Source organism: Nostoc sp. DedQUE02, from assembly GCF_034531035.1.
In the GTDB taxonomy this organism is placed as follows: Bacteria; Cyanobacteriota; Cyanobacteriia; order Cyanobacteriales; family Nostocaceae; genus Nostoc.
Genome location: NZ_JAVRBY020000001.1, coordinates 537,819 through 555,758 on the forward strand (window position 1 = coordinate 537,819; position 17,940 = coordinate 555,758).

At 38.6% G+C, this 17,940-nt stretch carries 18 protein-coding genes; 4 read left to right on the top strand and 14 right to left on the bottom strand.

Annotated features, from left to right (window positions below; all coding sequences use genetic code 11):
- Nucleotides 1–32: 32 nt before the first annotated feature.
- The 12 genes from tsaB to RMX98_RS02230 form a co-directional block, all read right to left on the bottom strand.
- Entirely contained in the window at nucleotides 33–689 is a 657-nt protein-coding gene (tsaB, locus tag RMX98_RS02175; RefSeq protein WP_322678959.1) for a tRNA (adenosine(37)-N6)-threonylcarbamoyltransferase complex dimerization subunit type 1 TsaB, read from the bottom strand.
- Nucleotides 690–1,006: 317 nt separating this feature from the next.
- Complete coding sequence (locus RMX98_RS02180) at nucleotides 1,007–1,699, bottom strand: HAD family hydrolase (protein WP_322678960.1); 693 nt, start codon at nucleotides 1,697–1,699, stop codon at nucleotides 1,007–1,009.
- A gap of 71 nt (nucleotides 1,700–1,770) precedes the next feature.
- Nucleotides 1,771–2,208, bottom strand: a complete 438-nt coding sequence (locus tag RMX98_RS02185; protein WP_322678961.1) for a GNAT family N-acetyltransferase — start codon at nucleotides 2,206–2,208, stop codon at nucleotides 1,771–1,773.
- Nucleotides 2,205–3,269, bottom strand: a complete 1,065-nt coding sequence (hppD, locus tag RMX98_RS02190) for a 4-hydroxyphenylpyruvate dioxygenase (RefSeq protein WP_322678962.1) — start codon at nucleotides 3,267–3,269, stop codon at nucleotides 2,205–2,207. Before hppD ends, RMX98_RS02185 begins: the two co-directional genes overlap by 4 nt.
- Before the next feature lie 106 nt (nucleotides 3,270–3,375).
- Nucleotides 3,376–4,080 carry an SDR family oxidoreductase gene (locus tag RMX98_RS02195; protein WP_322678963.1) on the bottom strand — a complete coding sequence of 235 codons (705 nt, stop codon included), beginning with the start codon at nucleotides 4,078–4,080 and terminating at the stop codon, nucleotides 3,376–3,378.
- Between the two features lie 81 nt (nucleotides 4,081–4,161).
- Nucleotides 4,162–5,451, bottom strand: coding sequence for an NYN domain-containing protein (locus RMX98_RS02200; RefSeq protein ID WP_322678964.1), 1,290 nt, complete (start codon nucleotides 5,449–5,451; stop codon nucleotides 4,162–4,164).
- Nucleotides 5,452–5,636: 185 nt separating this feature from the next.
- On the bottom strand, nucleotides 5,637–6,416 hold the full coding sequence (locus tag RMX98_RS02205) for a phosphate ABC transporter ATP-binding protein (RefSeq protein ID WP_322678965.1): 780 nt from the start codon (nucleotides 6,414–6,416) through the stop codon (nucleotides 5,637–5,639).
- A 433-nt stretch (nucleotides 6,417–6,849) separates the two neighbouring features.
- Nucleotides 6,850–7,629, bottom strand: coding sequence for a phosphate ABC transporter ATP-binding protein PstB (gene pstB, locus RMX98_RS02210; RefSeq protein ID WP_322678966.1), 780 nt, complete (start codon nucleotides 7,627–7,629; stop codon nucleotides 6,850–6,852).
- A gap of 65 nt (nucleotides 7,630–7,694) precedes the next feature.
- Nucleotides 7,695–8,576: a phosphate ABC transporter permease PstA gene (pstA, locus tag RMX98_RS02215; protein WP_322678967.1), complete on the bottom strand. Its 882-nt coding sequence runs from the start codon at nucleotides 8,574–8,576 to the stop codon at nucleotides 7,695–7,697.
- A gap of 63 nt (nucleotides 8,577–8,639) precedes the next feature.
- The gene (gene pstC / locus RMX98_RS02220; protein WP_322678968.1) at nucleotides 8,640–9,617 is read right to left on the bottom strand and encodes a phosphate ABC transporter permease subunit PstC; all 978 of its coding nucleotides are present in this window, start codon (nucleotides 9,615–9,617) and stop codon (nucleotides 8,640–8,642) included.
- A 238-nt stretch (nucleotides 9,618–9,855) separates the two neighbouring features.
- The gene (pstS, locus tag RMX98_RS02225; RefSeq protein ID WP_322678969.1) at nucleotides 9,856–10,899 is read right to left on the bottom strand and encodes a phosphate ABC transporter substrate-binding protein PstS; all 1,044 of its coding nucleotides are present in this window, start codon (nucleotides 10,897–10,899) and stop codon (nucleotides 9,856–9,858) included.
- Nucleotides 10,900–11,212: 313 nt separating this feature from the next.
- Nucleotides 11,213–12,166 (bottom strand): stage II sporulation protein M, encoded by a 954-nt coding sequence (locus RMX98_RS02230; RefSeq protein WP_322678970.1) that lies wholly within the window; start codon nucleotides 12,164–12,166, stop codon nucleotides 11,213–11,215.
- Nucleotides 12,167–12,246: 80 nt separating this feature from the next.
- Here RMX98_RS02230 and RMX98_RS02235 point away from each other — a divergent pair, with 80 nt between their 5' ends.
- Both RMX98_RS02235 and RMX98_RS02240 read left to right on the top strand, forming a co-directional pair.
- Entirely contained in the window at nucleotides 12,247–13,092 is an 846-nt protein-coding gene (locus RMX98_RS02235) for a hypothetical protein (protein WP_322678971.1), read from the top strand.
- 45 nt (nucleotides 13,093–13,137) lie between these two features.
- Nucleotides 13,138–13,923 carry an RDD family protein gene (locus tag RMX98_RS02240; RefSeq protein WP_322678972.1) on the top strand — a complete coding sequence of 262 codons (786 nt, stop codon included), beginning with the start codon at nucleotides 13,138–13,140 and terminating at the stop codon, nucleotides 13,921–13,923.
- A gap of 195 nt (nucleotides 13,924–14,118) precedes the next feature.
- On the opposite strand, the gene RMX98_RS02245 is transcribed toward RMX98_RS02240, so the two are convergent.
- Entirely contained in the window at nucleotides 14,119–14,907 is a 789-nt protein-coding gene (locus tag RMX98_RS02245; protein WP_322678973.1) for a DUF1868 domain-containing protein, read from the bottom strand.
- Nucleotides 14,908–15,180: 273 nt separating this feature from the next.
- Here RMX98_RS02245 and holA point away from each other — a divergent pair, with 273 nt between their 5' ends.
- Complete coding sequence (holA, locus tag RMX98_RS02250; protein WP_322678974.1) at nucleotides 15,181–16,170, top strand: DNA polymerase III subunit delta; 990 nt, start codon at nucleotides 15,181–15,183, stop codon at nucleotides 16,168–16,170.
- A gap of 109 nt (nucleotides 16,171–16,279) precedes the next feature.
- Nucleotides 16,280–16,762 carry a DUF4168 domain-containing protein gene (locus tag RMX98_RS02255; RefSeq protein WP_322678975.1) on the top strand — a complete coding sequence of 161 codons (483 nt, stop codon included), beginning with the start codon at nucleotides 16,280–16,282 and terminating at the stop codon, nucleotides 16,760–16,762.
- A gap of 110 nt (nucleotides 16,763–16,872) precedes the next feature.
- Here RMX98_RS02255 and RMX98_RS02260 read toward each other — a convergent pair whose 3' ends face one another.
- The gene (locus RMX98_RS02260) at nucleotides 16,873–17,484 is read right to left on the bottom strand and encodes a helix-turn-helix transcriptional regulator (RefSeq protein ID WP_322678976.1); all 612 of its coding nucleotides are present in this window, start codon (nucleotides 17,482–17,484) and stop codon (nucleotides 16,873–16,875) included.
- Nucleotides 17,485–17,940 lie beyond the last annotated feature (456 nt).

Below are 17,940 nucleotides of genomic sequence, written 5' to 3' on the forward strand. Positions count from 1 at the left end.
ATGGAACTTTTATTTTGACGCATATCAATCAGTTAAACTTCTACTGGATGCTGCCCATAATATGGCAAAGCCTCTGACCAATTAGGTAATTTGCCCTCTTGCAAATCGAGATTAGCTAGTTCCAAAATACTTGTTACCGTCGCTGCTAGCCCAGATTGAGCTTGAATCAACTGATAATTAGTGTTCCAATTTGCTAAAGTTTCTTGCCATGCTTCTGGTGTCAACACTCTATCTGAAAAACACACTTTTAGTTTAGAAATATCTGGCTCAAACTGATAAATAGCAGCAAAAATTTGACCTCGTTGGGCTGGCATTTCCACAGCAATAGTTTTTGGATTTTGACTTTTACCAGCTTCTGCCCAAGCTACGGCAGCCAAAGTTGAAATCGTAAATACAGGAATATCTAACTGTTGCCCTAAAGTCCGAGCGGTGACAACGCCAATCCGAGTTCCCGTAAAGCCACCGGGGCCTTTTGCAACTGCGATAAAGGATAAATCTGCCCAAGTTTGCGGTTTGATAAATTCAATTAAATATTGATGTACTAAGCTAGATAAATCACGCCCCAAATTCCAAACTTGAGAGCGAGTTTCGCCAGCAAAATTACTAATTGCTAAACCCAATTCGGGAGTGGTGGTGTGTAGTGCTAAAGCGTATTTATTTATTGCAAGGTCTACTAGTTCCGTTGTCAAAGTTACTTAAAATATCTATTTTTATAAAGTTAACGTGATTTATTCAAGCATATAACATAGCGGTTATTAATTAAATAGACTACTGAGTAAAATCAGTCAAAGGGTCTTGTTACAAGGTTTGTGAGGACTTACGCAAAATACCTCGTATCTTATTCCTTCGTGTGCGCCAACGGGAACGCTAAGAGTGAACAAGTCGAGGAACCGCAAGGACGCACTGGCTTCTCTGCGCCTCTGTGGTAGCTGCGGCAAGCCGCTTTTATTCCATAACTCGTGCGTAAGCCCTAATTATTCAAGCTGTTGCAGCGTATAGAGTTTTTCTAGACAAGGTTTTTAGATTTTAAAACTAAATCTACAGCAGCGTTAAAGTCTTTAACGATTAAGTCAGGGTGGTAAAGTTCCAATTGAGTGCGATCGCGAATCCCAGATTCCACAGCCATCACTTTAATACCATAATTTTTCGCCGCAGTGATATCGGCTTCTGTATCTCCCACCATCCAGGTATCAGTGACGGGGGGCAATTCTTTTAATGCCCTAGCCATCAACAAGGGCTTATCTTCAATATCACGAGTTTTAACGTAGTCGTTACTTAGGCAATAACAACGATTTTCCGGGAAAAATTTACCTAAATCGTATTTTTTGAACGCATAATCTAGTTCTCGAATTCGGCGCATGGTCATAACTGCCAAATCAATTCCAGCTTGTTGAATTTTTAACAGTGCATCCACGGCACCAGGTGCAAGAGTGTCATAGTTGAAATAAGCTTCTGTATGCACAGTCTGCCGCCGTAACTGGGCAAATTCTTGGGCTTGGGCTTCGTCTAACCCTGAATTTAAGGCGATTTGTTTTTCAGGAACACGCGATCGCTTTAACTGCCAAAATTCTGCTTTCGGAAGTTCTTGCACTACTTGGCCTGGGCGACGAGTTTTATCTAAGCAGAATTGATAAACACGGTAGTACCGTTCGGAAACATCAATAATTGGGCCGTCGAAGTCAGTAATCAGTCTTAGCATCGGCGGAAAATGTTAATTTTTATTAAAATTATCTCAGATGTCTGGCTATTTTTCGAGATTATCAAGCTCAACTAAGGGCTTTTTTGTAAACTCTTTTTTAGAAAGTATCGACGATGACCTGGGGGAAAATCCTCTAACTCTCCAAAAACTTCATACCTCAAGTGCTGATAAAATTCAGGGGCTTGGAAGCTATAAGTAAAAACATATACGTTCAGGCAGCCGCGATTAACGGCCTCTTGTTCTGCCGCTAAAAGTAGTGCTTTTCCATATCCATAACCTCTTACCTCCTCTGCAATCCAGAGAGTACCGATATGAAGCCATCCTAAGCCGATAAAACCTTCCAAGCCCCCCACTACATTTTCTGCTGAATCACGAAGCAATAGAAACAGTGGCGTATATTGGTAATTTCCAATTTTGTTTACATTGAATTGGTGAAGTTGCTTATCTACAAAATTAACTTGTTTCGAGTCTGGCTGACTTTCAATTGATATTTTGTACTCAGGCATCATTGCAAAGTACCGCGTTTAATTTGTTCGCTTTCAATGGCTTCAAATAAGGCGCGAAAGTTACCTTCGCCAAAACCTTGAGCTTGGAAACGGCGTTCAATAAATTCAAAGAAAAATGTCGGCTGTTCAAAAATCGGCTGAGTGAAAATTTGCAGTAGTAGAGGCGCGGTTTGTTGTGTCCCGATGGGAGTATATTCTTGCCAATCCACGAGAATTTCGTGTTGAGCGATCGCTTCTAATTCTAAGGGTGATAGTGTTAATCCTGGACGCTGTTTTAGTTGCGAGTAGTAGGTTTGGGGAACTGAGAGTAAGGATAAACCACTGGCACGAAATTTCGCGATCGCACTTACAAGATTAGTCGTCCGCAAGGCAATATGTTGAATTCCTGGCCCCCGATTAACATCAAGAAACTCCTGAATTTGAGAATTCCTAGAAGCTGGTTCATTAATTGGCAATTGGACGCTACCGTTACGCGAAACCATCACCTGGCTGTGTAAAGCAGAGCGATTGGTTTTAATTTTAAATACCTGCTGGGGTTGAAAATCTAGAATCTTTTCATACCAAGCGACAGCACGATCCAATTCCCCAACTGCCACGTTCAGCACTACGTGATCTATGGCGGTAAAAATATTGTCATTTGTGTTAGTTACAAATGACGACGGACAAATGACCAATGACCTTTCTATCAATGTATGAGTCAATCCACCCCAAGCGGCAATTTTGCCACATTTGAAGAATGCCGTACCTATTCGGCGTTCTTGGATGGGTTGTAGGATTGTAGCACCGTGTTTTTGAGCTAGTGCGATCGCCGCTTCCACATCTTCGACAGCAAAAGCGACATCTGCCACACCTGGTGGATATTGACGCAGAAACTCAGCTACTGGACTTGTTGGTAACAGTGGTGAAGATAGAAAAAAGCAGACATCACCACTTTTCACCACTTCTGTACATGTGTGAAACGAACTGATGCGATCGGCTACTGATTGAAAACCAAGATGTTGTATGAACCAATCCCGCCATACTTTGGCATCTTCTACATAGAAATGAACGTGATCAATTTTCATAGATACTGAAAATACAGCATAAAAGCTTATATATCTGTAAATTCTGCCATTTTTGCTAGATTTTCACGTCCTTCCTAAGCAAGAATTATCTGGGCGTAGTCCCACTCTAAAAAAACAGATGACTATCAGGTTGAATATTAATTTCCATTGGTACAGCTTGCGGTTCGGCAGAAAGGGCAAAGAAAATTGCATTGGCAGCAGTTTCAGGACTGAGCATTTTTTTCCGGTCTACTTTTAGATTGACGTTATCCCAAAAAGGAGAATCGACCCCACCAAAGTAGAATAGCGTGAACTTGATACCAAAACGCTTGAGTTCTTCTGCCATACACTTGCTGAAACCAACAACACCAAACTTAGAAGCCGAATAAGCTGCTGCCATCCCCATCGAATGCTTACCCAGAATTCCAACTACATTACAGATGTGACCAGACTTGCGCTTTTGCATCTCTTCAGCCGCCGCCTGAGTGGTGTAAAAGCTGCCTTTTAAGTTGACATCTAGCATCTTGTTTAAATCAGCTGGTTCCAGGCTGTTGTAGGGCTTGAGTATACCAGCACCAGCTGCATTCACTAAAATATCAATTTGACCAAACTCAGCGATGGTCTTTTCTATCAAAGTATCTACTTGTTGAGGATCAGTAATATCGGTAGTAACGGTCAAAACTTGCCCTGGTAAATCATCTGCCAGTGTTGTTAAACGAACTGCATCTCTAGCAGCCAGTACCAACCGGACTCCGGTAGGCGCAAGTTTATGTGTTAAAGCTGAACCAATACCACCAGTAGCACCAACAATAACAACGACTTTATCTTGCATCGTATTATTTACATTTCTTTACATCTTTTTACATAATACAGAATTACAGGCTCAGGTTGTACGTAAATATCCAGAAAGTATCTATTCGGAGAGTAGCGACATTACCTCATATTCTTTGCCATTCGCTTTTAATGTAAATGTGGGAGATGATTCTAAATATTTAGTAAAATTGGAACCTAACTTTAACTTTTTAATAATTGAATTCGGAGATTCTCCGGTAATTTTCCGTATCTCTGTCCCTAATGTGGACACAGACAATTTATTTTTAGGAGATTTATTTTGTATATCTTGAATAATTTTCAATAATAATTTATCTAATACTTCTCTATTAGAGATTTCTGTCAAGTTTTCTTGTTTTTCATGGTCTTTAATAGATTCAGTCAATGAGTTATCTAAAACAGATATTGACTTATCTTTTTCTGGTTGATTTAAATTATGTTTTATATCAATTTCGCATCTTTCTTGAAATAAAGCTGCAACATCCACTAAACTGTTTAATTTAGCATTGATTGATTCATCTTCAGTTTTAACTAAATCTTCAATTGGCTCAATTACTTTTTCAAAAGATGTTACTTTTGTTGCCATTGATAAAGAATAATGAGTTAATTTACCCGTATTCCGGTTTTCTATATGCAAAGTTTGCCCTTGTCTACGTACCCAATAGACAATTAATCCTTGATTTTGGAGTTCGTTACAAAGATGGTTTAAAATTCCATCGCTAGAACAGACTAATATTTCTTTCACTGTTGGATAAGAGCGTAATACACAAGCACCGAATGCAATCATTTTTGCATCAGCACTATTTTTACCTTCAGGCACATGGATAAGTTGATAACCACGGTTATATAGTTCAATATCTTGCTTCCCAATACTAGGATTTTTCCAGTTAGCAAATGCAATTTTAACTTGGAGTGGATATTCACAAAGACTGGCTAAAAATACTTCTGAATTAATATCTAACTTTAAGTTTTCTGCATCCAAAATGAGAAGAGATATTCCTGTTTCTAATTTATGCTTAATTTCATAATTTTGCTGAATTTTTAAGAGCAATTGGCTGAACACAGAAGATTCTAACCAATCAGGCGATAATATCATTTGCAGCAGTTCTTCAGCTAATTTAAAATTAAAAGAACCAAGACCTTTCTCTGTGATTTTTTCTTCTGGCAGGTTTTCTACTAAAGAAAGTTCCGCCGCATCAGTCATAGATAGTTTAGTATGTTCATTGCTATTAGCTAGCAAGTCCCCTTCCAGGGAATGAGATAATGCAGGCTCAAAGAATTGTTTCCCACAATTTTTGCAGAGATAATTCTGCTGGTCATTACTACGACCATTTTTATAATATGAAGTAGATTCGCACAGAGGACATTTCATCTTATGATTCAGGTGGTCTAGGCAGATGCTTTTATTTAAGTATATAGTATAAAAAAAGACTGTCAATGTCGGTCTGCATTGCCCAACACCAGAAAAACTCAAAGCAAGCGGAAATTCAATTTAACTCCTAATTTCCACTTACACTATGTAGTAACCCTCTCAATAGCTAGAACTTAAGAAACACTTCAACAGACGCGAGCGAAAACATAGTCGCGGGTGCGAGAATCCACGGGGTTAGTAAAGATTTTATTTGTAGTACCAAATTCAACCATTTGAGTTACCCGATTTTCATTACTACAAAAGAAAGCCGTAAAATCAGATAGGCGAGTAACTTGCTGCATATTATGAGTAACAATCACAATTGTCAACTCAGAACGCAAATTATGAATCAAACTCTCGATTTTCATACTACCCATAGGATCGAGACCGGAACAAGGCTCATCCATCAATAAAACGTTCGGTTTGACTGCTAAAGCACGGGCAATACATAATCTTTGTTGTTGACCGCCAGAAAGTTCTAAAGCAGATTTGTGCAGCTTATTTTTCACTTCATCCCAAAGTTCGGCAGCTTTGATGGCAGATTCAACAATTCCATCTAATTCTACTTTCGGATGCCAACCAATTAATTTCACCCCATAAGCAACATTATCGTAAACGCTCATGGGAAAAAGATTTGGTTTGGGAAAAACCATACTAACTTGGCGACGTAAGCGATTGATATTAACACGACGCTCATAAATACTCTGCCCAAAAAATTCTACTCTTCCTTCAACCTTTATTTCTGCTTCTAATTCACTCATGCGATTTAACGATTTAAGAAAAGTAGACTTCCCACAACCACTAGAACCAATAATTGCCGTGACTTTGTTTTGGTAGATATCCATTGACACGCCTTCAACTATCTTTTGAGTGTCGTAAGAGAAGCTGAAGTTTTTGACTCTGATGGCTGGAATTAATTTACTCATATTCCTAAAACGTGTGAAACAAAACCTGACTAGGTAAAGTAGTACAAATTAGCGCCGTTGTTTCACTATGTTACCCCCAAAAGGAGATATTCATGGAAATTACGTAGCCATGCAGTAGCTATACAGCAAATTAACTGTTAGTCGATACTTGTATTAAAGTTATGCTCCAAAATTTATTTTTTACAGGCTTTTTATACCCACCCTTCACACCTTAACTATATACCATCCTTTCTAATGAGAAAGGATTAGGTATGGTTCGATTTAAAATTAGCTATGTATAAATCAAAATCTGAATATTATATACTTTTCATAGGTAGTAAGGAGTTAATTTATTTATAAAGATAAATGAGTAACTTTTTTAAACTACACTTTATGAGTATTCTCTAGTGCAAGATAGGTCGACAAAAATCAATAAGTCACGCTAGAACGTACCTTAACCGAAACGCCCGGAAATGTAGTCGCGGGTGCGAGGATCGAGTGGATTGTTAAAGATTTGCTCTGTACCGCCAAATTCAACCATTTGACCAATCCGACTTTCATCGGTGCTAAAGAAAGCCGTAAAATCAGAAACGCGAGCGGCTTGCTGCATATTATGAGTAACGATCGCAATTGTCAACTCAGACTTTAAGCTGTGGAGTAGTTCTTCAACTTTCATAGTGGCAATGGGGTCAAGAGCCGAGCAAGGCTCATCCATTAGCAGAACTTTTGGCTTGACTGCTAAAGCACGGGCAATACATAATCTTTGTTGCTGACCACCAGAAAGCCCTAAAGCTGATTTATCGAGCTTATCTTTGACTTCATCCCAAAGAGCAGCGCTGTAAAGTGCAGATTCGACAATTTCATCTAATTCTAATTTTGAATGCCTACCTGCTATTCTCATACCGTAGGCAACATTTTCGTAAATGCTTATAGGAAAAGGATTCGGTTTTTGAAACACCATACCAATTTGGCGGCGTAACCGATTGATATTCACACGACGATCATAAATATTCTGACCAAAAAATTCTACATCTCCTTCAACTTTGACAGGCCCTTCTAATTCGCTAATACGATTAAGAATTTTGATGAAGGTAGATTTACCACAACCACTAGGGCCAATAATTGCAGTTATTTGGTTCTGATAAATATCTATTGATACCTTTTCAATTGCTTTGATTGTGCCATAGTAAAAGCTAATATTTTTAACTTTGATAGCTGGAATTAAGTTACTCATGCTTTCCCAAGATGCGAAATAAAAATCTATAAAAACAGAATTCAGGATTCAGTATGAATTATTATTCAATTTATTTTTCTTTGCCTAATAACTAAGCGAGAAAGAATACTGACAGATAAAATTAAGCCGAGTAAAACTATAGAGGTAGTCCATACCAACTGACTTTTTTGTGGATCGGGGTCGTTGTAGAGGTTAAAAATCAATACTGGTAAAGAAGCTGTAGGACTTAACAATCCTTCTGACCAATCTAAACTAAATAAAGCGGTAAAGATTAAGGGTGCTGTTTCACCAGCCGCACGAGCTACAGCTAATAAAATGCCTGTAGTAATTCCGGGGATTGCAGTAGTTACAACAATGCGAAAAGTAGTTTGGAAGTGAGTTCCACCTAAAGCAGCAGAGGCGAGACGTTGAGATGTAGGAATCAGTTTTAAGGATTCTTCTGTTGTCAGTATAATTACAGGTAGCATAATTACAGCTAAAGCAAAACCACCTGCGATCGCACTAAATCCTTTAGTGACTAAAACTATTACACCATAAGCAAACACGCCGACAACAATTGAAGGCACGCCTGTAAGAATGCTGGTGACAAAGCGAACAATACTAGCAATTGGGTTAGTTTGACTAAATTCTGCTAAGAAAATTCCTGTCATGATTCCTGTGGGAATGCTTAAAATAGCACCAATTACCACCATAATTATGGTTCCCAAGATAGCATTACCAAAGCCATTATCAATAACTGCTTTGACAAACATTTCTGATTTGAGTCCAGATATTCCCCGAATAAAAATTTCCCACAAAATTGATAATAAAGGAATAAGTACTAGACCTGTAAGACCGAAGGCGATCGCATTCATTGCATAAGTAAATATTACTCGCTTTCTTGGCAGAGGACTGCATAATTCTGCCGCCAAAGATTCATCTTTTTCTGACTGAATGTAACCACTCATGAGTTTGATTGATAAATGTCTTGTTTACTCAGGTATTTATAGGAATTTAAAAATAAGATAGTGTTATTTATTTTTTCTGCCAACCCACTTCACTAAGATGACAGCGCCAATATTTACAGCTAAAGTCAATCCAAATAAAATCAATGCCAAATAGCTTAAAGCACCTATATGCAAACCCGGTTCAGCTTCAGCAAATTCATTAGCTAATACAGAGGGAATTGTATAAGCTGGATCGAGCAAAGATGCACTGATTTGAGCAGAGTTACCAATCACCATAGTAACGGCCATTGTTTCACCCAAAGCTCGTCCTAAAGCAAGCATTGCTGCACTTACTATTCCAGAAAATCCAGATGGTAGCAAGACTCGAAAAATTGTTTCCCAACGAGTGCCACCCAAAGCCATAGATGCAGAACGTAATTCTTTAGGGATAGCCATTAAGACATCACGACTAATTGCTGCCATTGTCGGCAAAATCATGATGGCAAGAATAATTCCAGCAGTCAACATATTAGTCCCAGAAGGATCTTCTGTATTAAACAGTGGTATCCATTTAAAAGTACTGGCTAGCCACTTTTGGAGAGGTTCTAGAATTGGAATAAAGACAAAAATCGCCCATAAACCAATAATGACGCTAGGAATTGCAGCGATTAATTCAACAACAAATGCTAGGGTGATTCGCAGCGATGAAGGTAAGAAATTTTCACTTGTGACTAAGGCTACTGCTATTCCCACTGGAACAGCGAATAAAATAGCGATCGCACTACTTACCAAAGTTCCATAAATGTAAGGTAATGCACCAAAAATCTGATTACCTGTATCCCAATCTTGTCCCCACAAAAACCCCATGCCAAACTGCTTAATGGCTGGTAAAGCTTCGTGTAAAATTACCCAACTCATTAACAATAGTACTGCAACGGTAATCACAGCAAAAAAGTATACTAGCTGTGTAAAACCTTGGTCAAACCAGAAATTTCTGCCGCTAGTAGTAGTTAGATTGAAATTTTCATCGCCTAGATTGGAATCATCTGATAAATTTGCCATCACAAATCAATAAAATAGTTTTTTATTACTAGTAGAGCGAGTTATTAACTCAGTCTGTCATTTGTCATTTGTCATTTGTCATTTGTCCTTTGTTATTTGCAATTACAAAGGACAAATGAGCAAGGACGACCATAACAAAAGTTTTCACAATCTCATTTAGGATTGCTATATTCAAAGCATCCTTCCCTTAAAAAGGGAATTGGGAAATCTCTTGTATGTAATTTCTAAAAATTACCAATTAAGGCTTGACAGAGCTATTCACTGTCTGAAGCACTCGATTTGCTACATCAGATGGAATTTTGGTGTAGTTAAGGTCATCGTTATACTGTTGACCGTCTTTTAATACCCAATTAATCCATTTTTTGATTGCATCAGCTTTAGCAGCATTAGCATACTGTTTGTAAACCATCATCCAAGTAAGACCGACAATGGGATAACCTTGTCCTGGATCTCCTACAAAAACGCGGTAGTTATCTGGGAAAGTGACAGTTGATAAAGCTGCATTTGCAGATTCTAAAGAAGGAGCAATAAATTCTCCGTTCTTATTTTGTACCAATGCTGATTTCAGATTGTTTTTGACAGCGTAGCTATATTCAACATAACCAATAGAACCAGGTGTCCGAGCTACTATAGCAGCTACGCCCGGATTCCCTTTGCCTTTGAGGACATTTGGCAGATTCCATTTTGGAGCAGTGTTAGTTCCAACTCTGCCTTTAAAATAACTGCTGATGGCACTCAAGTGATTTGTAAAAATGAAAGTTGTACCGCTACCATCGGCACGAACAGCAAATTTAATTGTTTGATTTGGTAGATTAGCGCCTGGATTATCAGCTTTAATTTTCGCGTCATTCCATTTGGTAATTTGACCTGAATAAATTGCTGGTAGTGTAGCGCGGGATAATTTGAGATCGTTAACACCTGGAAGATTGTAAACAACAGAAACAGCACCGCCTGCTGTAGGTACTAAGATTGCACCATTCTTGACTTTAGCAATTTCATCATCTTTCATTGCAGCATCACTACCACCAAAGTCAACGGTTCCAGCGATGACTTGACGAATACCACCACCACTACCAATTGCTTGGTAGTTAATTTTTAAGTCTGGATATTTCTTCTTCACTTCACGAGCATAGCGTTCGTAAAGCGGAGCCGGAAAAGTTGCTCCTGCACCATTTAGAGTTTCAGCTTGTGCGATCGCACCAAAAAATGGACTAAGTGCAACAGAAGTTGTCACCATTGAAGTAGCAACGACACGATTCAATATGGCGGTCGAAAAAATCATATTACCTCTGATTCAAGGAATATTTTACTGCTGTAATTCCAGTCTTAAACAGGCTACATTTTGTATGGTTAAAGCTTATTTAACAATTGATGATCGATAAATTAAAATATGTTTAAATATTAAATATTTTTTCTTGTTGATTTTGATTCACTAAATTATTTGTTTAAGAAACTCTTTTAGAGCTAATCTTTTATTTGATGTTTTTACCATGATTATCCTAGCTTCAATTTATGATGATTTATTTACATAATTAGTATTTGTCTTATTCTAAAATATATTTTCAATTTGATAATCAGCCGTCATCTAAATTATTTTATGGTTGTTTGCGGCTACAATACATTACCAAAAGTATAAATAATCCTATTCCTGCCAAATATTTAATTGCATCAGGTACATTAGGATTAGGGGAAAAAAAGCCTTCGATCGCACCAGCAATAATCAACATTGGTACAATCCCAAATACTAGCTGCACTGCCTGATAACCATAGAATTTCAGCGCATCTCCACGGCGATATTTACCAGGAAATAAAATTGCTCTTGCTAATAAAAATCCCGCACCTCCAGCAAAAAAGATTGCGGGTAATTCTAAGGAACCATGCGGCAATACAAAAGCCCAAAAAGGATAAGCCAGATTATTTTGACTAACTAAAGTACCAACAGCACCAATTAATAAACCATTAAATATCATCAAATAGGCTGTGTATGCTCCAGCAATCATGCCTCCGGCGACAGCCCCAAAAGACACGGACAAATTATTGATCATAATACCGCTAGATGCCAGAGGTTCAACACCAACAATTGAACCCATCCATAATTTATGCTCATCTCGTACCTTGCTAATCAAGCTTTCAGGTACAATCAAAGGCATAAAGCTGGGGTTCTGCCAGGAATACCACCAAGCCACTAGTGCGCCTAGTAGAAATAGCGTTGTTGCAGTAGCAATGTATACAAATGCTTTTTGGACTACAGATGGTAATCCCCAACGGTAAAATTCTAAGATTGCCTGCCATTCTTGTCGCCGCGAACCTTGGTAAATCTGCGTGTAGGCACGGGTTGTTAAAGATTGTAAACTTTGTATCAAAGTATTACCGATTTGCTGAGTGCGGGCACGGGCCAAATCTGCCGCTACGGAACGATATAAACTCGCTAACTCTCTAATTTCTGCTGCTTGTAAGGACTTTAGACCTTTTTTTTCTATCTGCTTTAATAAGGCATCCAAACGCTGCCAATTCGGTTCTCGTCGCGCAATCCAACGTTGAATATTCATGAATTTTGGGAACACTGAGTTTAACTTAGCTTAAGATAGCCTCAAATTCATCTCCGTAGTTTCAAGGAAAATTTACTATTATGTCTGAAAACTTTGGATCTCCCGGTCAGATACAACCACTGAGTATCGGTAACGTTGTCAGTGCTGCGGTGCAGTTGTATCGTTCTCATCTGAAGACTTATCTCAATCTGGCTGCGATCGCTCATTTGTGGATTCTAGTTCCTGTCTATGGCTGGGCAAAATATGCAGCCATTTCTGGACTAATTTCACGCTTGGCTTTTGGAGAATTGATTTACCAACCTGAAGGTGTCCAAACTGCCAGCAGCCATATTAATCCACGTCTTTGGTCATTTTTGAGAGTTGGTTTTCAAGTCGGTATATCTTTGGCTCTAATTTATTTAGGACTAGCGATCGTGGGCGGTGTACTAGCTGGCTTGATCGCATTAGTATTAGGAGGGATATTAGGTACTTCAGGCATTATAGTCGTAACTACATTGGCAATAATTGTAACGTCAGGGATTATATTATTGGGGCTAACCTGGTTCTACTCCCGTTGGATAGTAGCTGAGGTGCCCTTAGCAGTTGAAGAAAATATCAATGGTGGCGAAAGTGTTGCCAGAAGTTGGGAGTTAACAAAAACCTCAGTATTTCGCATTCAGGGCGTTGTTTTAGTTGCTTTTATCGTTACATTGCCGTTGGTGTTTGTATTAAACTATATACCTAGCTTATTCCTAATAAAGCTTGAGCCTGGTTCTGTTATCTACTCAATTGTCTATTTTATTTCTTGGGTTGGAAGCTTAATAGGTGGAATTTTAATCATGCCATTCTGGCAAGCACTAAAAGCTGTTTTATATTTGGACTTGCGTAGTCGGCGTGAAGGTCTAGGTTTGCAATTAAGAGAACCTCCCTCGCAAGATTTTCGTTAACTCAACACCTTAATCCAACTCTATTAATTTTGAATTAATTAAAATATGCACTTTTTTAATCGCATCACATTCCAGACTCCAGAAAGTGTAGAGTTGGAATTTACCTTAGCAGGAATAGGTAATCGAGCTCTGGCAGTGCTGATTGACTATGCAATTTTGACTGTAACCTTGTTTGTATTTTTACTAACCTGGACTGTCTTTTCGACACAACTCTTCAATTTTTTTGAGGGCTTGATTACGAATGCTCAGAATTTAGGAATTTGGTTAATAGCAATTTTCTGCTTGATCGCCTTTGCAATTTACATCGGCTACTTTGTATTTTTTGAAACCTTATGGTTTGGGCAAACCCCTGGTAAACGGGTTGCTAAAATTCGCGTAGTTCGAGATGATGGTAGACTCATCGGGCTACAACAAGCAACGCTACGTGCCTTACTGCGACCCTTTGATGAAACTTTGTTTATTGGCGCTTTTTTAATTATGTTGGGTCGCCGCGAAAAGCGCTTAGGTGATTTGGCTGCTGGCACAATTGTAATTCAAGCCCAAATACCTACTACATCTGCAACATTGAAAATTTCAGAACAGGCAAAGACGCTCCATGAACAGTTAGTACAAATTGCTGATTTATCACCATTGATGGCAGATGATTTTGCTGTAATTCGGGAGTATTTGCAGCGTCGTAGTGCAATGTCATTAAAGGCAAGATCCTCATTATCTTTAAAGTTAGCCGAGCAAGTTGTAGCTATTATTAATTTAGAAAAATTGCCAGAAGCTGTTACGCCTGATGTTTTTTTAGAAGCAATTTACCTCGGTTATCAAAAACCGGAATTTTAAATGCGAAAAAATACAACAATTTTCGTTTCTATGCAATAAAAAGTTTACCTCTCTCCAAAAAAGAGAGAGGATTTGAAATTACTTCCCTTCCCTATAAAGGAAAGGGCTGAGGGTTAGGTCTATATTGGACTAAACTAAGAACCGCTATATTAGTAAACCCAAATTTAATGTTGTTCAGATAATACCCAGGTCAGGTCAAAAATTTAAAATCGGCCAATTTGGTTCACGATAATAGCGTGTCATGTTGTCAAACTTTCGCAATTCGACGCGATTGATCAAAAATTCTGGCAAATCAAACAGCCATTTTTCATTCAATTGAGAAAGCATCGTGCTGAAGTTTATGCGATCTAAGTCAGATGGAACCTCCCCGAAATACGCTAATGTAACATGGGCTGTGAAGTGATAATGCTGCTCAATACCCAAAGCAATTAACTTAGGATTTTGATAAATTGTTCGGCGAAATTTAATAATTTCCTCGTAGCAGCGTTCATCTTGAGGTACTAAACAAACTGCTACAGCTCTTGGCATCAGTATCAGTCCCAGCATTTGCCATTTAATCGGATGACTCCTGTTTGTCATCAATTGTTGATATGTTTGAAATATTTCGGCTACACAAGAGTGCAACTCCTCGTCAAATTTAGGATTTTTTTCGTAGGCATCAAGGTAAGCGTTGTCCCAAATTAAATCCGCTAAAGTCAGATGGAAGCTAGCAGGAGGTACAGGTACAATCAAATTATGGTTTACAGGCAACTCTAAAAGTTCCTGTTGGTAAGTCTGTAATTTGGCATAGAAAGCAGAGTTTTCTGATTCTTCTCCTGCCGGTGGGGTAATTAAGGTATAGCCAGGAAAGGACACTGCTTGTCTCAACCCAGAATGTGGCTGAAATTTAGAAGATTCCTGGATATGCTGGGCTTGCGATCTGTAGGCTTCTGGCAGCGTCAGTCGTGCTAACCGATTTAAGTAAGTTTGATAGTTGTCGTCCAATCTTCATAGCCTCACGCTCTCACTTGATAGATTTTAGGGAAAATTACCCCGATTAACAGAATGATTTCAAAAGTATTTAATTTTTGGGAGTGGGAGTGGGGGAGCAGGGGAGCAGGGGAGCAGGGGAGCAGGGAGATGAGGGGACAAGGGGACAAGGAGACAAACAAAACTCTTAACTCAGAACTCAGCACTCAGAACTCAGCACTCAGCACTCAGCACTCAGCACTCCTAACGCCCAATGCCCCATTGCCCGATATACTACGAGGTTAGTCTATGCCAATCTATGTTTACTGGGGTGAGGATGATTTTGCTATGGAAAAAGCGATCGCCATGCTGCGCGATCGCGTCCTCGATCCCCAATGGACAAGTTTTAACTACACTGCATTCTCTCCAGATCAAGCTGATGCCGCTATCGAGGGGTTAAATCAGGTCATGACACCCACTTTTGGCGCTGGTGGGCGCTTGGTATGGCTGATAAATACAACCCTGTGTCAGCACTGCCCAGAGAATGTTTTAGCCGAATTAGGGCGATCGCTAAGAGTCATTCCCGAAAACTCATTTTTATTGCTCACTAGCCGTAATAAGCCAGATGAACGCCTCAAATCCACGAAATTGTTAAAACAGTTTGCCACGGAATTTCGAGAATTTCCCCTCATTCCCCCTTGGAAAACAGAATTACTGGTGCAATCTGTTACTCAAGCAGCCCAGACTGTGGGCGTGAAACTGACTGCCAATACTGCCCAGTTGTTGGCAGAGTCCGTGGGAAATGATACACGGCTTCTCTACAATGAGTTAGAGAAATTGCGGCTATATGCCCAAGGTAGTAATAAGCCTTTAGACATAGATACCGTTACCAAGTTAGTAAGAAATACTACTCAAAATAGCTTACAATTAGCAGCAGCGATCAGAACAGGAGATACAGCTAAAGCTTTGACAACACTGGCAGACTTGAGCAATGCTTCCGAGCCAGGATTACGGATAGTTGCTACACTGATTGGACAATTTCGTACCTGGCTATGGGTAAAGATTATGATAGAAAGTGGTGAGCGCAATCAACAAGCGATCGCTACTGCTGCTGATATCGGTAATCCCAAACGACTTTACTTCTTACAGCAAGAAATCCGACTGCTTTCTGTGCAACAGTTAATCTCTTGCTTACCCTTACTATTGGAATTAGAAGTGAGCCTCAAGCAAGGAGCATCAGAAATGTCAGCACTCCAGACTAAAATAATCGAACTTTGTCAAGTATGCCAAGGAAATTGACAATCAAATATAAAAGCTTGATGTATTGACTAGTTCCTGGAACTTCCAACTCCGAAAATAATTCAAAGTTCTTATAATATCCCTGATGTAGTTTTGTGTCACACACTATATGAAGAAAATTTCCGATTTATTTTCCCGTTCTAGCCGAAAACGAATCCTTTCCCAATCATTCTTTTTCGGCGCGATTGCTACTGTGAGTGTGATTTATAACGCTTTTTCATTGAGTTCAAAAGCCTATGGCCAAACTCCACCACCAATAGTTAACAATACTGAAATCGATAGCTATGCTCAAGCCGTGCTAGCAATGGAACCAGCTCGTCAAAATGCCTTTGAAGAAATTAAAAAACTCATTGGCAATGGAGAAATTCCCAAGATTGTTTGCAACGATCCTAACAGCATAACTGGTCTTCCAAAGAAGGCTCAAGATATCGCCGTGAATTACTGTACCCACGCTCAAAAAATTGTCGAAGATAATGGTTTGAGATTTGAACAATTCAATAAAATTACTATAGAATTACAAAACAATAATTTGTTAAAAAGGCAGGTTTACAATACCTTATTGCGCCTGCAACAACCTTCTGAGCCTCGGTGAGTAAAAAGGCTTAATTAAAAAAGCACGTAGTAAGTAGCTCTACTCTTTAAGAAGCTTATATAGAGTGATTTATCGCTCACTACGAACAAAGTTTTATCTGCTCAATACTATTATTCAGCGACAAGATATGCTTGTCGCTTGGTGTGAATATTTTTCATGTGCTTTTTCACTGTATTTATGGTGATGTAAAGTTTAGTGGCAATTTCTTTATAGCTGTAGTTGCTTCTATAGAGAAACCAAATTTCAGCTTCTCGTGGCGTCAGGTCAAATTTTTTAACTTCAGTAATTGCTAAACTTTTCAAAGATTCACACTGATTTTCGATGGTTACTAATAAGCAAGGTACTTCAAATCCATCTAAATCTAGCAGTCTCACCCTAATACGAAAAACATTTGACTTATCAACTACAATCTCATCCGACAAAATGATCAGTTGATCGGAAAATAAATACTGACTGCTAAGTAATGATTCACAAAGATTCCAGATGACTGGTGATATAAAATTTTTGTTGAAATTATCTTGATTGAATTTACGATAAAGGCGATGAGCAGATGCATTCGCATGAATAACTTCACCAGTTTGGCTTAAAATTAATATTCCGTCTTCTAAGCCTTCAATTACTTCTTGTAAAAAATCAGCTCGCTTCGAGGTATGTAAGTTAATACTATCTAGCTGTTCTGGTTTAGCTAATGTTTTGACTAATTTCTTTGTTAGGGCGATCATATAAAGTATCTTAATGTATAAAATGATGGGGAAAAAACATACAGTAAGTGTCTTAGTGACTGTTCATAGCGTTATACAAAGAGTGATACCAATTCAAAATTCAAAATTCAAAATTCAAAATTAAGAAAGTCAGAATTAGTAAGGCTTTCGGGGTTTGCATCTGTCTCATTATTTTAGTGAATTGGTATGAATACTACAGACTGATCATACTAATTTAAGTAATTCAAGGTCTCATTTTTAACATAAAAATCTTAAAATACTCAAATTAGAGTTTATGTAGCCTCTTTGGATTAGCTGAGGTTACATAATTTAAATACAACTCTTAAACCGTCTATTTCGGAAGCCGCTTTTAATATCTTTCACATAACATCCCCCCGCCAATGGCAATCCTTTTTTAAGAGGGTAAAGTAGGGAAAGAGCGAGATTTTTAAGAGAGGTTAGGGAAATGTTCGCGTA

Coding starts and splice junctions, on each gene's coding strand:
- RMX98_RS02180 (WP_322678960.1), bottom strand. CDS start 1,699: ATGCTAAGACTGATTACTGACTTCGACGGCCCAATTATTGATGTTTCC.
- RMX98_RS02185 (WP_322678961.1), bottom strand. CDS start 2,208: ATGATGCCTGAGTACAAAATATCAATTGAAAGTCAGCCAGACTCGAAA.
- hppD (WP_322678962.1), bottom strand. CDS start 3,269: ATGAAAATTGATCACGTTCATTTCTATGTAGAAGATGCCAAAGTATGG.
- RMX98_RS02195 (WP_322678963.1), bottom strand. CDS start 4,080: ATGCAAGATAAAGTCGTTGTTATTGTTGGTGCTACTGGTGGTATTGGT.
- RMX98_RS02200 (WP_322678964.1), bottom strand. CDS start 5,451: ATGAAATGTCCTCTGTGCGAATCTACTTCATATTATAAAAATGGTCGT.
- RMX98_RS02205 (WP_322678965.1), bottom strand. CDS start 6,416: ATGAGTAAATTAATTCCAGCCATCAGAGTCAAAAACTTCAGCTTCTCT.
- pstB (WP_322678966.1), bottom strand. CDS start 7,629: ATGAGTAACTTAATTCCAGCTATCAAAGTTAAAAATATTAGCTTTTAC.
- pstA (WP_322678967.1), bottom strand. CDS start 8,576: ATGAGTGGTTACATTCAGTCAGAAAAAGATGAATCTTTGGCGGCAGAA.
- pstC (WP_322678968.1), bottom strand. CDS start 9,617: ATGGCAAATTTATCAGATGATTCCAATCTAGGCGATGAAAATTTCAAT.
- pstS (WP_322678969.1), bottom strand. CDS start 10,899: ATGATTTTTTCGACCGCCATATTGAATCGTGTCGTTGCTACTTCAATG.
- RMX98_RS02230 (WP_322678970.1), bottom strand. CDS start 12,166: ATGAATATTCAACGTTGGATTGCGCGACGAGAACCGAATTGGCAGCGT.
- RMX98_RS02235 (WP_322678971.1), top strand. CDS start 12,247: ATGTCTGAAAACTTTGGATCTCCCGGTCAGATACAACCACTGAGTATC.
- RMX98_RS02240 (WP_322678972.1), top strand. CDS start 13,138: ATGCACTTTTTTAATCGCATCACATTCCAGACTCCAGAAAGTGTAGAG.
- holA (WP_322678974.1), top strand. CDS start 15,181: ATGCCAATCTATGTTTACTGGGGTGAGGATGATTTTGCTATGGAAAAA.
- RMX98_RS02255 (WP_322678975.1), top strand. CDS start 16,280: ATGAAGAAAATTTCCGATTTATTTTCCCGTTCTAGCCGAAAACGAATC.
- RMX98_RS02260 (WP_322678976.1), bottom strand. CDS start 17,484: ATGATCGCCCTAACAAAGAAATTAGTCAAAACATTAGCTAAACCAGAA.